We start from the raw sequence: 13,079 nt of genomic DNA, 5'->3' as shown, positions 1-13,079 counted from the left end.
GGCAGCAGCTCAGTCGAATAGGACCGGCATCATACCCCACTCTGCGGTTTTGCTTCGCGTTGGCTGTCAGCGCGCCTTCAGCTTGCGATCAATGGCATCCATCAACTTGCCACCGATATCGGTGTTGTAGGCGGCATCGATTTCGCGGATGCAGGTAGGGCTGGTGACGTTGATTTCGGTGAGGTAATCGCCGATCACGTCCAGGCCCACGAACAGCAGGCCCTTTTCGCGCAGGGTCGGGCCCACCTGGGCGGCAATCCAGCGGTCGCGGTCGGTCAACGGGCGGGCCTCGCCACGGCCGCCGGCGGCCAGGTTGCCGCGGGTTTCGCCGCTGGCCGGGATGCGCGCCAGGCAATAGTCCACGGGCTCGCCGTCGATCATCAGGATCCGCTTGTCACCGTCTTTGATCGCCGGCAGGTAGGCCTGGGCCATGATCTGCTGGGTGCCCAGCGCGGTCAGGGTTTCCAGGATCACCGACAGGTTGGGGTCGCCAGCCCGGTGGCGGAAGATCGATGTACCGCCCATGCCGTCCAGCGGCTTGAGGATCACATCGGCATGCTTGGCCGCGAATTCACGAATGATGTCCGGGCGGCGGCTGACCAGGGTCGGCGTGGTGCACTGCGGGAACAGCGTGGCGAACATCTTCTCATTGCAGTCGCGCAGGCTCTGCGGGCGGTTGACCACCAGCACGCCATCATTTTCGGCCTGTTCCAGCAAGTAGGTGCTGTAGACGAATTCCATGTCGAACGGCGGGTCCTTGCGCATCAGGATCACGTCCAGTTCGGCCAGGGGGCTGTCCTGCTCTTCGCCCAGTTCGAACCAGTGCGCCGGGTCGGCAAACACCTTCAGCGGGCGCATGCGGGCGCGGGCCTTGCTTTCGCCCTGGTACAGGTCTTGTTGTTCCATGTAGAACAGGCTCCAGCCGCGTGCCTGGGCGGCCAGCAGCATGGCCAGCGAGCTGTCCTTCTTGTAGGAGATGGACGCGATGGGGTCCATGACAATGCCGAGGCGTACGCTCATGGGGTGGTTCCTCTTGGCGGCAGGTGCCGCGATGGCTCGAAAGAAAAGTGGCTCAGGGTGGCGCCGCAAACGCCGCCGGTCAAGGGGCGGCGCAGATGGAATGGCCACCCGGAGTGTGCTAAAAATGCAGCTAATTTCCATTGGTAGGCGTCTATGGAACAACCCCTGAAGGTGATGGTGATCGACGATTCCCGCACGATCCGCCGCACTGCACAGATGTTGCTCGGTGAAGCGGGCTGCGAGGTGATCACCGCCAGCGATGGCTTCGATGCCCTGGCCAAGATCGTCGACCACCAGCCCGGCATCATCTTCGTCGATGTGCTGATGCCGCGCCTGGACGGCTACCAGACCTGCGCCGTGATCAAGCACAACAGTGCTTTCAAGGACACGCCGGTCATCCTGCTGTCGTCGCGCGACGGCCTGTTCGACAAAGCCCGCGGCCGGGTGGTCGGTTCTGATCAGTTTCTGACCAAGCCGTTCAGCAAAGAAGAACTGCTCGATGCGATCCGCGCCCACGTGCCCGGTTTTGCCGCAACCCAACAACCCGCACCCTGACCGTGCCCCGCCATGGCACGGCCTTACTTTTCTGATGGGGAAACAGCATGGCCCGAGTTCTGATTGTCGACGACTCGCCGACAGAGATGTACCGCTTGACCGAGTGGCTGGAAAAGCACGGCTACCAGGTGCTCAAGGCCAGCAACGGTGCCGATGGCGTGGCGCTGGCCCGGCAGGACAAGCCCGACGCGGTGCTGATGGACATCGTCATGCCCGGCATGAACGGCTTTCAGGCCACCCGCCAGCTCAGCAAGGACCCGGAAACCGCCGCCATCCCCGTGATCGTGGTCACCACCAAGGACCAGGAAACCGACCGCATCTGGGCCACGCGCCAGGGCGCCCGTGACTTCCTGACCAAACCGGTGGAAGAAGACGCGCTGATCGCCAAGCTCAAAGAAGTGCTGGGGGCTTGACCACCCGCCCGCAAGGCGCGTCGCTGACCGCCTTCGAGTTGTTGCTGGACATCGACCGGCGCTGCCGCCTGCTGGTCGCCGACCAGCCCCCGCAGGACAACCGCCTGCAACAGTGGAGCGGTATCGGCTTTCGCATTGCCGGGCAGTGGTTCGTCGCGCCCATGGGGGAGGTGGCCGAGGTACTGCGCGAACCGCGCAGCAGCCGCGTCCCGGGTGTGCAACCGTGGGTGTGCGGGGTGGCCAACCTGCGTGGCCGGCTGTTGCCGGTGATGGACCTGAGCAGCTTCTTCGGCCTGGGCCACGCCGCGCCGGGCAAGCAGCGGCGGGTGCTGGTGCTGGACCACGACGACCTGTTCGTTGGTTTGCTGGTGGACGAGGTACTTGGCCTGCAACACTTCGCCCTCGACAGCCTGCAACTGTCGCCGCCGCAGCCATTGATCCGCGCCGCTGCACGTTTCGTGCAGGGGCACTTCCCGCGTGAACGCAACTGGGCAATTTTCAGCCCCTTCGCCTTGGCCCAGGCGCCGGGCTTTCTTGATGTGGCGTTATAGGACCTGCGAACGTGAACAAGCCTGCCACCCCCGTCACTGCCACCACCGTGACCCCACGTACCCGCAGCATCGCGCAGATCACCGTGCTGTTTCTGATCCTGATCCTGTCGATCATCCTGCTGTTCGCCAACTTTGCCTACCTGAACACCCAGTCCAACTACGACAAGCAGTACATCGGCCATGCCGGCGAGCTGCGGGTGCTGTCTCAGCGCATTGCCAAGAACGCCACCGAAGCCGCCGCGGGCAAGGCCCTGGCCTTCAAGCTGCTGTCGGATGCACGCAACGACTTCGAGCGGCGCTGGGGCTACCTGCGCCAGGGTGACAAGTCCACCGGGTTGCCGGCTGCGCCGCCTACGGTGCGAGACGAGATGGAAGCGGTACGCCGCGACTGGGAAAACCTGCGCAAGAATACCGACACCATCCTGGCCAGTGAGCAGACCGTGCTGTCGCTGCACCAGGTAGCGGCCACGCTGGCCGAAACCGTGCCGCAGTTGCAGGTGGAATACGAAAAAGTGGTCGAGATCCTGCTGCAAAGCGGCGCTCCGGCCAACCAGGTGGCGGTGGCGCAGCGCCAACTGTTGCTGGCCGAGCGCATCCTCGGCTCGGTCAACACCGTGCTGGCGGGTGACGATACCGCCGCTCAGGCGGCGGATGCCTTTGGCCGCGATGCCGGGCGCTTTGGCCAGGTGCTGGAGGGGATGCTCAGTGGTAACGCGGCCATCCAGGTAACCCGTGTAGAGGACGCCGATGCCCGTGCACGCCTGGCCGAAATCGCCGAGCTGTTCCAGTTCGTCGCGGGCTCGGTCGACGAAATTCTCGAAACCTCGCCCGAACTGTTCCGCGTGCGTGAGGCCGCGGGCAACATCTTCAGCCTGTCGCAAACCCTGCTGGACGAGGCGTCACACCTGGCCAACGGTTTCGAGAACCTGGCCGGTGGACGCACCCTCGATACCGTTGGCGGCTATGCCTTGGGCCTGCTGGCGCTGGCCTCGATCATCCTCATCGGCTTGGTCATGGTGCGCACCACCAACCGCCAGCTGCGCGAAACGGCAGAAAAGAACGAACGCAACCAGCAGGCAATCATGCGTCTGCTGGATGAAATCGAAGAGCTCGCCGATGGCGATCTGACCGTGACCGTATCGGTGACCGAAGACTTCACCGGCGCCATTGCCGATTCGATCAACTATTCCGTGGACCAGCTGCGCGACCTGGTCGCCACCATCAACCACAGCGCCGTGCAGGTTGCCGCTGCCGTACAGGACACCCAGAACACCGCCCGCCAGCTGGCCAAGGCTTCCGAGCACCAGGCCGAGCAGATCAGCGAGGCCTCCGAGGCGGTCGGCGACATGGTCGAGTCGATCGACCGGGTTTCGGCGCATGCCTACGAGTCGGCCAAGGTGGCCGAGCGCTCGGTGGCCATCGCCAACAAGGGTAACGAGGTGGTGCATAACACCATCAACGGCATGGACAACATTCGCGAGCAGATCCAGGACACCGCCAAGCGGATCAAACGCCTGGGCGAGTCTTCCCAGGAAATCGGCGACATCGTCAGCCTGATCGACGACATTGCCGATCAGACCAACATCCTTGCACTCAACGCGGCCATCCAGGCCTCGCTGGCCGGCGAGGCTGGCCGTGGTTTTGCCGTGGTTGCCGACGAAGTGCAGCGCCTGGCAGAGCGCTCGTCGTCGGCCACCCGGCAGATCGAGGCGCTGGTGCGTACCATTCAGGCCGACACCAACGAGGCAGTCATCTCCATGGAGCAGACCACCGCCGAAGTGGTGCGTGGCGCTCGCCTGGCGCAGGATGCCGGGGTGGCGCTGGCCGAGATCGAAGGGGTATCGCAGAACCTGGCCGATCTTATCCACAGCATCTCTGACGCCGCCCAGTTGCAGACCTCGTCGGCCGGGCAGATTTCCCACACCATGGCGGTGATCCAGCAGATTACCGCGCAAACCTCCGCCGGCTCCGGTGCCACCGCCGACAGCATCCGCCACTTGGCCCGCATGGCCAGCGAGATGCGCCGTTCGGTGTCCGGTTTCACCCTGCCGCCACCTGCGCAAAGCCCCACCGATGCGCCGCGCTGAGGAGTGCCCATGGCTTCTGCTGCTGTAAGTCCCGAGCGCCACGACACGGTAGCGCTGGCCTGGACCAAGGCTGCCATCCTCGACTGCCTGGGCCAGGCGCGCCAGGCGCTGGAGCGTTTTGCCGGCGAACCGGGCGACCTGTCGATGCTGGCCTTTGTGGTCGACAACCTGCATCAGGTACAGGGTTGCCTGCGCATGCTTGAGCTGCGCGGTGCGACGCGCCTGGCCGAAGAGCTGGAACTGTTCGCCAAGGCGCTGGCCGACGGCCAGGTCAGCCCACGGGGCGATTGCCTGGGGGCGCTGTTTCGTGGCCTGGAGCAATTGCCCTCGTACCTTGAGCGCTTGCGCGGTGCCCGCCACGACCTGCCCTTGGTGATGCTGCCGCTGCTCAATCAGTTACGTGCCTGCCGAGGTATCGAGCCCTTGGCCCAAGCCAGCCTGATCAGCGGTGCAGCACAGCGTTTTGCCGGGTCTGACGACCTGGCCAACCTTGACCTGTCGCTGGGCAATTGGCGTGAACAACTGCAGGCCGGGCCGGGCCGCGATGCCCTGCGCTCGGTGGTGACCGCACTGTGCGACGACCTGATGCGCATCAAGGAGCGCCTGGACCAGTTCGTGCGCAGCGACCGCCAGCACAGCGAGCAGCTCGATGCCCTGCTGGCGCCGCTGCGTCATGTGGCCGATACCCTGGCTGTGCTGGGCTTCCAGCAACCACGGCGGGTCATCATCGACCAGGTGCTGGCGCTGCAGGCCCTGGCCCAGGGCGAGCGCGTGGTGGACGACGCGGTACTGATGGATGTGGCGGGCGCCTTGCTGTACGTGGAGGCTTCGCTGAACGGCATGGTCGGCCCGCTGGAAGAAAACGGGCAGGGCGGGCTGCCGGGCTCGGACTTGGCCGAGATACGTCAGCTGGTGCTGAACGAATCGCTGAACGTACTGCAGCAGGCCAAGGACCTGATCGGCGACTACCTGGAGTCCGACTGGCCGCGCCAACGTCTGCAACCATTGCCGGGGCTGCTGCAGCAGATTCGCGGCGCGCTGGCCATGTTGATGCTGCCCGCCGTAGCCGAGCTGTTCGCCGGCTGCGTCAGCTATGTGCAGCGCTGGTTGCAGCACCTGGATGTCGAGCCGCCCGCCGATGAGCTGGCCCACCTGGGTGAAGCCATGAGTGCCGCCGAATGCTACCTGCAATGGCGGGTGGCCGACCCGCTGGCGGATGCCCAGCCGTTCATCGACATGGCCCGTGCAAGCCTGGCAGCGCTGGGCGTGTATTGTGCGCAGGCCGACACCCGTGCAGGCCAGGATGCCAATGGCGACGGCATTGATGACGAGCTGCGCGGGGTGTTTCTCGATGAAGCCGGTGAGTTGCTGCCGGAGATCGAGCGGCACTGGCTGCGCTGGCGTGCCGACAACCAGCAGCGCGAGGCGCTGGGGGAAGTACGCCGTGCGCTGCATACGCTCAAGGGCAGCGGTCGCATGGTGCATGCCGAAGCGGTGGCCGAGCTGGCCTGGGGCGCCGAGCACCTGCTGAACCGGGTGCTGGAGGGCCGTAGCGTGCTGAGCCCGGAGGGCGTGGTGGCCCTGCAGCAAGTGTTCGTCCACCTACCCGATTTGCTGGCCGACTTTGCGGCTGGCCAGTTGCCGCAACTGACCGAAATCGAACAGTTGGCTGGGCACCTGCATGCCCTGGCAGAAAACGACGTACCGGGTGCTGCCGATATCGATGGCCTCGACCCGTTGCTGCTGGATATTTTCCGCACTGAGGCGCAAGGCCACCTGGCCAGCCTCGATGTGTTTCTGCAGGGCGCAGACGGCCACGATACGCCGGTCAGCGATGGCCTGCAGCGCGCCCTGCATACGCTCAAGGGCAGCGCTGCCATGGCCGGGGTGATGCCGGTCGCAGAGCTGGCCACCGCCTTCGACCGCCTGGTCCGGGAATACAAGGGCCACCAACTGCCTTTGCAAATGGCCGAGATCGAATGGCTGGAAGCCGCACGCTCGCTGTTCCACCTGGGCCTGGCGCAACTCGACAGCACGCCGTTGGCCGCCATCCCTGGTGCTGCGGAGCTGATCGAACAGGTTGGCCAGGCCGTAGACGCGCGCCTGGCCAGCTTGCATGACGACCCGCAGCATGTCCGGCGCGGCAAGCGCGACCCGCAGTTGGTCGCCAGTTTCCTGGCCCAGGCGATGGATATCCTGCTCGATGCCGAGTCGTTGCTGTCGCGCTGGCAGCAACAGCCTGGGCAACGTGATGCGCTGGACACCCTGCTCGACCAGCTGACCACCCTCGGCCACGCCGCGCACCTGGCCGACTTGTGGCAGATGGATGAGGTGTGCGAGGCCTTACTGGACCTGTATGGCGCCGTGGAAGAGGGCAGCCTGCCTGCCAATGCGCGCTTCTTCGCCCACGCCCAGCGCGCCCAGGAAGCCCTGCTGGACATGCTCGATGAAGTGGCGGCCGGGCAGGACATCGCGCCGCGGTCCGAAACGGTCGACGGCCTGCGCAATCTGCTGGACCAAGCGTTGGCGCCAGAGGCCACTGGCCTGGTGGGCATCGACACGGTCACGCCGTTGCACCCGGACATGGACGTGGCCGATACCCTGGGCCTGGGGCTGCCCCATCAGCCGCAGCTGCCTGACATGACCGAGCCTCTGGTTGAGGAGCCTGAAAGCCCAGGCGAAGAGCTGCTGGAAGTGTTCCTCGAAGAAAGCTCGGACATCGTCGAAAGCGCCGCCGCAGCCCTGGCGCGCTGGCAGGCCGACCCGCGCAGCAGCGTCGAGGTAGACAACCTGATGCGCGACCTGCACACCCTCAAGGGTGTGGCGCGCATGGTCGAAATTGCCCCCATCGGTGACCTGGCTCACGAACTGGAGTTTCTGTACGAACTGCTGGCTGCCGGCCGCTTGCCGCCGAGCGCGCCTTTGTTCGCGCTGTTGCAGAACTGCCACGACCGCCTGGCGCACATGCTCGATGCCGTGCGCCTGGGGCAGCCACTGCATGCCGCCACGGCGCTGATCGACTATATCCGTAACTTCAGCAGCGCGGCCCTGACCGACAGTGCTGCCGGCCAAGGGCCGGTCGAAGCCGCCGCCAGCGAGGTGCCGACAGCAGCGCCAGAGCGGGCGCCAGGCGACATGGTCAAGGTCGATGCCGAGTTGCTCGACGACCTGGGTAACCTGGCGGGTGAGCATTCGATCATTCGTGGGCGCATCGAGCAGCAAGTCAACGATGCACAGTTCACCCTCAACGAGATGGAGACCACCCTTGAGCGCATGCGCGACCAGCTGCTGCGCCTGGACATCGAGACCCAAGGGCGAATCTCCAGTCGTCAGCAGTTCGAAGGCGATGCCTATGACGATTTCGATCCGCTGGAAATGGACCGCCATTCACAGTTGCAACAGTTGTCGCGGGCCTTGTTCGAGTCCGCCTCGGACTTGCTCGACCTGAAGGAAACCCTGGCTCAGCGTGCCCAGGAGGCTTACAGCCTGCTGCAGCAGCAGGCGCGGGTGAACAGCCAGTTGCAGGAAGGCCTGACCGCGACCTTGATGGTGCCGTTCGAGCGCCTTGTGCCGCGCTTGCAGCGCGTGGTGCGGCAGGTGGCCAGCGAGCTGGGCAAGCAGGTAGAACTGGTGGTCGGCAACGCCCAAGGCGAACTTGACCGCAGCGTGCTGGAGCGCATGGTGGCGCCGCTGGAGCACATGCTGCGCAATGCTGTGGACCATGGCCTGGAAAGCCGCGAAGCGCGCCTGGCTGCCGGCAAGCCGGAGCAGGGCACCATCCACCTGAACCTGCTGCACGAAGGCGCCGATATCGTCATCGAAATGACCGACGATGGTGCCGGTGTGCCTCTTGAAGCCGTGCGGCGCAAGGCGATCAAGCGTGGCCTGCTGGACCCGCAGGCACAGTTGAGCGATCACGAGATCTTGCAGTTCATCCTGCGCCCGGGCTTTTCCACCGCTGAAAAGATCACCCAGATTTCGGGGCGTGGCCTGGGCATGGACGTGGTGCACGAAGAGGTCAAGCAGTTGGGGGGCTCGATGAGCATCGAGTCGGCCCAGGGCAAGGGCGCACGCTTCTTGATCCGCCTGCCGTTCACCGTATCGATCAACCGTGCGCTGATGGTGCATTTGGGCGAAGAGCAGTACGCGATCCCGCTGAATACCATCGAGGGCATCGTCCGTGTGCCGCCGGCAGAGCTGGCGGCGTGTTATCAGCTGGACCCGCCCCGCTATGTGTATGCCGGCCATGAATATGAGCTGCGTTATCTGGGCGAGTTGCTGCAAGGCCTGCCGCGCCCCGCCTTGCTGGGGCAGAGTGTGCCGTTGCCGGTGCTGCTGGTGCACGCCAAGGAGCAATCGTTCGCCATTCAGGCCGATAGCCTGTCGCCCAGCCGCGAGATCGTGGTGAAGAGCCTGGGGCCGCAGTTTGCTGCGGTTGCCGGGCTGTCGGGGGCGACGCTGCTGGGCGATGGCCGGGTCGTGCTGATTCTCGACCTGCTTGGCCAACTGCGCGGCCAGCAGCGGCGCCTGGCCCGTTTGCCCGGTGGCGGCACCCCGCGCCAGTTGCTCGGCCCGGTGCCGCGCCGCGCATTGTTGGTGATGGTAGTGGACGACTCGGTGACTGTGCGCAAGGTCACCAGCCGCTTGCTGGAACGCCACGGCATGAGCGTGCTGACGGCCAAGGACGGGGTCGATGCCATGGCCTTGCTGGAAGAGCACCGCCCCGACGTGTTGCTGCTGGATATCGAGATGCCGCGCATGGACGGCTTCGAGGTGGCCACCCGCATTCGCCGTGACGCGCGGCTGAAAGACCTACCGATCATCATGATCACCTCGCGTACCGGGCAGAAGCACCGCGACCGCGCCATGGCCATCGGCGTCAACGAATACCTGGGCAAGCCGTATCAGGAGTCGTTGTTGCTGCAGAGCATTGCACACTGGAGCCAGCCCCATGCTTGAACTGATTGCCGGGCAGCGCAGCAGCCTGACCGGGCTGTTGCTGCCCTTGGGCGACCGTACTTTGGTGTTGCCTAACGTTGCGGTGGCCGAGTTGAGCGGTCAGCGCAATTTGGTGTGCCAGCGCGGTGAGCCGGCCTGGCACCTGGGCTGGATCGACTGGCGACAGCAGCGCCTGCCGCTGATCGGGTTCGAAGCGGCGTGTGGTGGTGAGACGCCGTGCGGCGAGCGGGCGCGGGTTGTGGTGCTCAACGCCCTGGGCGACACCGGGCTGCGTTATTTGGCGCTGTTGCTGCAGGACATTCCGCGTTCGTGCAAGCTCGACAGCCAGCTGAATTATGTGGATGTGGCGCTGGGGCGCCTGGAACTGGCGGCGGTGCAGGTGGGGGAGCAAGTGGCGCGGGTGCCGGACCTGGCCGGGCTGGAAAGGCTGGTGCGTGACGCGGAACTGCAACCAGGAGCGCTGTAAGCTGCAGCGGAAAGTTGCAAGCCAGAGCGATGACATCAATGCTATCGCGATTCACTTGCTGCTTGCCGCTTGAAACTTACAGCTGTTGGGGGAGGTCTGTGTTTGCATGTATTACGGTGAACGCTTCAACGCCTGGACCCACCTGGTGGGTGCTGTCCTGGCCTGTATCGGTGCCATCTGGCTGATCGTGGTCGCAGGCCTGCAAGGCGACCCTTGGAAGATCGTCAGTTTCTCCATCTACGGCAGCACGCTGTTGTTGCTGTACAGCATCTCCACCTTGTACCACAGCACCCGTGGGCGGGCGAAGGTGATCATGCGCAAGCTCGATCACCTGTCGATCTACCTGCTGATCGCCGGAAGCTACACACCCTTCTGCCTGGTCAGCCTGCGCGGCCCCTGGGGTTGGAGCTTGTTTGGCGTGGTTTGGGGGCTGGCGGTGATCGGCATGCTGCAAGAGATCAAACCGCGCTCCGAGGCGCGGATTCTGTCGATCATCATCTACGCGGTGATGGGCTGGATCGTGCTGGTGGCGGTCAATCCCTTGCTCCACTCGCTGGGCACTGCCGGTTTTGCCTGGCTGGCTGCCGGCGGGGTGTTCTACACCGTCGGCATCATCTTCTTCGCCTTGGACAGCCGCTTGCGCCACGGGCACGGCATCTGGCACTTGTTCGTGATCGCCGGCAGCCTCATGCACTTCGTGGCGGTGTCGTTCTACGTACGCTAATTAAAAATCGCCCCACAGTTGCTGTGCCACCGACAGCGCCACCACGGGCGCAGTTTCGGTACGCAGTACCCTTGGGCCGAGGCGTGCGGCATGGAAGCCGGATGCCTTGGCCTGTTCGACTTCGGCCTCGCTCAGGCCGCCTTCGGGGCCGATCAGGAAGGCCAGGGTCGCAGGCTTTTCGTGGCTGGTGAGCGGCTCGGCCACCGGGTGCAATACCAGTCTCAGCTCGGCTTTGGTGCTGTTCAGCCATTCGGCCAGCGTGATCGGTGGGTGGATGACGGGCAAGGTCGACCGGCCGCATTGTTCGCAAGCGCTGATCGCCACCTGGCGCCAGTGGGCCAGTCGCTTGTCGGCGCGTTCGTCTTTCAGGCGCACTTCGCAGCGTTCGCTGACGATCGGGGTGATCTCGTTGGCACCCAGTTCGGTGGCCTTCTGGATCGCCCAGTCCATACGCTCGCCACGGGAGAGGCCCTGGCCGAGGTGCACGTGCAGTGGCGAGTCGGCCTGGCCGGGCAGGGCCCGGTCGAGGCTGACGCGTACGGTTTTCTTGCCCACTTCAAGCAACTGGCCGAGGTATTCCTGGCCGCTGCCGTCGAACAGCTGCACGGCATCGCCGGGGGCCATGCGCAGTACCCGGCCGATGTAGTGGGCTTGGGCTTCGGGCAGGTCGTGCTCGCCAAGGCTCAGGGGGGCGTCGATGAAGAAGCGGGACAGTCTCATGGATCAGCTCGAACGAAAAAGGATCATGTGACCCTGTGGGAGCGGGTTTACCCGCGAATGCGATGCTGGATCCACTATCGCATTCGCGGGTGAACTCGCTCCCACAGGGTTTGGTGGTTGGCCGCCGGACCTAGCCCGGGTCGCGGAAGTCGGGGTGGAAGTTGGCCGGCACGGCAACGCTGACGCTTTCCCGGGTAGCAATGTCGATGCCTTCACTGGCCACTTCCGCCAGGAAGTCGATCTGCTCGGGTGTGATCACGTAAGGCGGCAGGAAGTACACCACGCTGCCCAGAGGGCGCAGCAGTGCGCCGCGGGTCAGGGCATGCTCGAACACCTTCAGGCCACGCCGCTCCTGCCAAGGGTAGGCAACCTTGCCAGCCTTGTCCTTGACCATCTCGATGGCCAGGGCCATGCCGGTCTGGCGAATTTCGGCAACATGAGCATGATCGGCCAGGTGCGCGGTGGCGCTGGCCATGCGCGTAGCCAAGGCCTTGTTGGCCTCGATCACGTTGTCCTGCTCAAAGATGTCCAGGGTGGCCAGCGCTGCAGCACATGCCAGCGGGTTGCCGGTGTAGCTGTGCGAGTGCAGGAATGCGCGCAGGGTCGGGTAGTCGTCGTAGAACGCCTGGTACACCTTGTCGGTAGTCAGGCAGGCGGCCAACGGCAGGTAACCACCGGTCAGGGCCTTGGACAGGCACAGGAAGTCTGGGCGGATGCCCGCCTGTTCACACGCGAACATCGTGCCGGTGCGGCCAAAGCCCACGGCGATCTCGTCGTGGATCAGGTGCACGTCGTAGCGGTCGCAGGCCTCACGCAGCAGCTTGAGGTACACCGGGTGGTACATGCGCATGCCGCCAGCGCCCTGGATCAGCGGCTCGACGATCACGGCGCTGATGGAGGCGTGGTGCTCGGCCAGGGTCTGTTCCATGGCATGGAACATGTTGCGCGAGTGCTCTTCCCAGCTCATGCCCTCGGGGCGCAGGTAGCAGTCGGGGCTGGGCACCTTGAGGGTATCCAGCAGCAGCGCCTTGTAGGTTTCGGTGAACAGCGGCACATCGCCCACCGACATGGCGGCAATGGTTTCGCCGTGGTAGCTGTTGGTCAGGGTAACGAAGCGCTTCTTGCCTGGCTTGCCGACGTTTTGCCAGTAGTGGAAGCTCATCTTCAGCGCCACTTCGATGCACGACGAGCCATTGTCGGCATAGAACACCCGGTCGAGTCCGGCCGGCGTCATGGCCACCAGGCGCTCGGACAGCTCGATCACAGGCTGGTGGCTGAAACCGGCCAGAATCACATGTTCCAGCTGGTCGACCTGGTCCTTGATGCGCTGGTTGATGCGCGGGTTGGCATGGCCGAACACGTTGACCCACCAGCTGCTCACCGCGTCCAGGTAGCGCTTGCCTTCGAAGTCCTCCAGCCACACACCTTCGCCGCGCTTGATCGGGATCAGCGGCAGCTGCTCGTGGTCTTTCATCTGGGTGCAGGGGTGCCACAGGACCTTGAGGTCACGTTGCATCCACTGATCATTGAGGCCCATGGGCGCTTCTCCTGGCTTTGCGGCGTGGTTCGACCGCGTAAGCCTAA

The 13,079-nt window shown here is 64.7% G+C and carries 10 protein-coding genes; 7 read left to right on the top strand and 3 right to left on the bottom strand.

Annotation, left to right across the window (positions count from 1 at the left end; all coding sequences use genetic code 11):
- Positions 1 to 66 precede the first annotated feature (66 nt).
- Positions 67 to 1,020 carry a glutathione synthase gene (gshB, locus tag ACF8R4_RS02135; protein ID WP_060501049.1) on the bottom strand — a complete coding sequence of 318 codons (954 nt, stop codon included), beginning with the start codon at positions 1,018 to 1,020 and terminating at the stop codon, positions 67 to 69.
- Positions 1,021 to 1,173: 153 nt separating this feature from the next.
- On the opposite strand from gshB, the gene ACF8R4_RS02130 reads away from it, so the two are divergent.
- From ACF8R4_RS02130 to ACF8R4_RS02100, 7 genes are all read left to right on the top strand, one after another.
- Positions 1,174 to 1,575: a PleD family two-component system response regulator gene (locus tag ACF8R4_RS02130; protein ID WP_060501047.1), complete on the top strand. Its 402-nt coding sequence runs from the start codon at positions 1,174 to 1,176 to the stop codon at positions 1,573 to 1,575.
- 47 nt (positions 1,576 to 1,622) lie between these two features.
- Positions 1,623 to 1,988: a twitching motility response regulator PilH gene (pilH, locus tag ACF8R4_RS02125; RefSeq protein WP_016712413.1), complete on the top strand. Its 366-nt coding sequence runs from the start codon at positions 1,623 to 1,625 to the stop codon at positions 1,986 to 1,988.
- Positions 1,985 to 2,539: a chemotaxis protein CheW gene (locus ACF8R4_RS02120; protein ID WP_012274550.1), complete on the top strand. Its 555-nt coding sequence runs from the start codon at positions 1,985 to 1,987 to the stop codon at positions 2,537 to 2,539. Before pilH ends, ACF8R4_RS02120 begins: the two co-directional genes overlap by 4 nt.
- A gap of 47 nt (positions 2,540 to 2,586) precedes the next feature.
- On the top strand, positions 2,587 to 4,626 hold the full coding sequence (locus tag ACF8R4_RS02115; RefSeq protein ID WP_223623663.1) for a methyl-accepting chemotaxis protein: 2,040 nt from the start codon (positions 2,587 to 2,589) through the stop codon (positions 4,624 to 4,626).
- Between the two features lie 9 nt (positions 4,627 to 4,635).
- The gene (locus tag ACF8R4_RS02110; RefSeq protein WP_156867871.1) at positions 4,636 to 9,585 is read left to right on the top strand and encodes an Hpt domain-containing protein; all 4,950 of its coding nucleotides are present in this window, start codon (positions 4,636 to 4,638) and stop codon (positions 9,583 to 9,585) included.
- Positions 9,578 to 10,051 carry a chemotaxis protein CheW gene (locus ACF8R4_RS02105; protein ID WP_060501042.1) on the top strand — a complete coding sequence of 158 codons (474 nt, stop codon included), beginning with the start codon at positions 9,578 to 9,580 and terminating at the stop codon, positions 10,049 to 10,051. Before ACF8R4_RS02110 ends, ACF8R4_RS02105 begins: the two co-directional genes overlap by 8 nt.
- A 106-nt stretch (positions 10,052 to 10,157) precedes the next feature.
- On the top strand, positions 10,158 to 10,775 hold the full coding sequence (locus ACF8R4_RS02100) for a hemolysin III family protein (RefSeq protein ID WP_060501040.1): 618 nt from the start codon (positions 10,158 to 10,160) through the stop codon (positions 10,773 to 10,775).
- Here the strand turns inward: ACF8R4_RS02100 and ACF8R4_RS02095 are convergent, their stop codons facing one another.
- Together ACF8R4_RS02095 and ACF8R4_RS02090 are read right to left on the bottom strand one after the other, a co-directional pair.
- A complete protein-coding gene (locus tag ACF8R4_RS02095) occupies positions 10,776 to 11,495 on the bottom strand; it encodes a 16S rRNA (uracil(1498)-N(3))-methyltransferase (RefSeq protein ID WP_060501038.1) in 720 nt (239 codons plus the stop codon).
- A 130-nt stretch (positions 11,496 to 11,625) separates the two neighbouring features.
- Positions 11,626 to 13,032 carry an adenosylmethionine--8-amino-7-oxononanoate transaminase gene (locus ACF8R4_RS02090; RefSeq protein WP_060501036.1) on the bottom strand — a complete coding sequence of 469 codons (1,407 nt, stop codon included), beginning with the start codon at positions 13,030 to 13,032 and terminating at the stop codon, positions 11,626 to 11,628.
- Positions 13,033 to 13,079 lie beyond the last annotated feature (47 nt).

It is taken from the genome of Pseudomonas sp. FYR_2, from assembly GCF_043106425.1.
GTDB lineage: Bacteria > Pseudomonadota > Gammaproteobacteria > Pseudomonadales > Pseudomonadaceae > Aquipseudomonas > Aquipseudomonas monteilii.
Note: the sequence above shows the minus strand (reverse complement) of the source record. Positions and strands in the feature narration are given on the sequence as shown.

Excerpts from the sequence above, each read along its gene's own strand:
- ACF8R4_RS02095 (WP_060501038.1), bottom strand. The coding sequence starts at position 11,495 with ATGAGACTGTCCCGCTTCTTCATCGACGCCCCCCTGAGCCTTGGCGAG.
- ACF8R4_RS02105 (WP_060501042.1), top strand. The coding sequence starts at position 9,578 with ATGCTTGAACTGATTGCCGGGCAGCGCAGCAGCCTGACCGGGCTGTTG.
- ACF8R4_RS02110 (WP_156867871.1), top strand. The coding sequence starts at position 4,636 with ATGGCTTCTGCTGCTGTAAGTCCCGAGCGCCACGACACGGTAGCGCTG.
- ACF8R4_RS02130 (WP_060501047.1), top strand. The coding sequence starts at position 1,174 with ATGGAACAACCCCTGAAGGTGATGGTGATCGACGATTCCCGCACGATC.
- pilH (WP_016712413.1), top strand. The coding sequence starts at position 1,623 with ATGGCCCGAGTTCTGATTGTCGACGACTCGCCGACAGAGATGTACCGC.
- gshB (WP_060501049.1), bottom strand. The coding sequence starts at position 1,020 with ATGAGCGTACGCCTCGGCATTGTCATGGACCCCATCGCGTCCATCTCC.
- ACF8R4_RS02090 (WP_060501036.1), bottom strand. The coding sequence starts at position 13,032 with ATGGGCCTCAATGATCAGTGGATGCAACGTGACCTCAAGGTCCTGTGG.
- ACF8R4_RS02100 (WP_060501040.1), top strand. The coding sequence starts at position 10,158 with ATGTATTACGGTGAACGCTTCAACGCCTGGACCCACCTGGTGGGTGCT.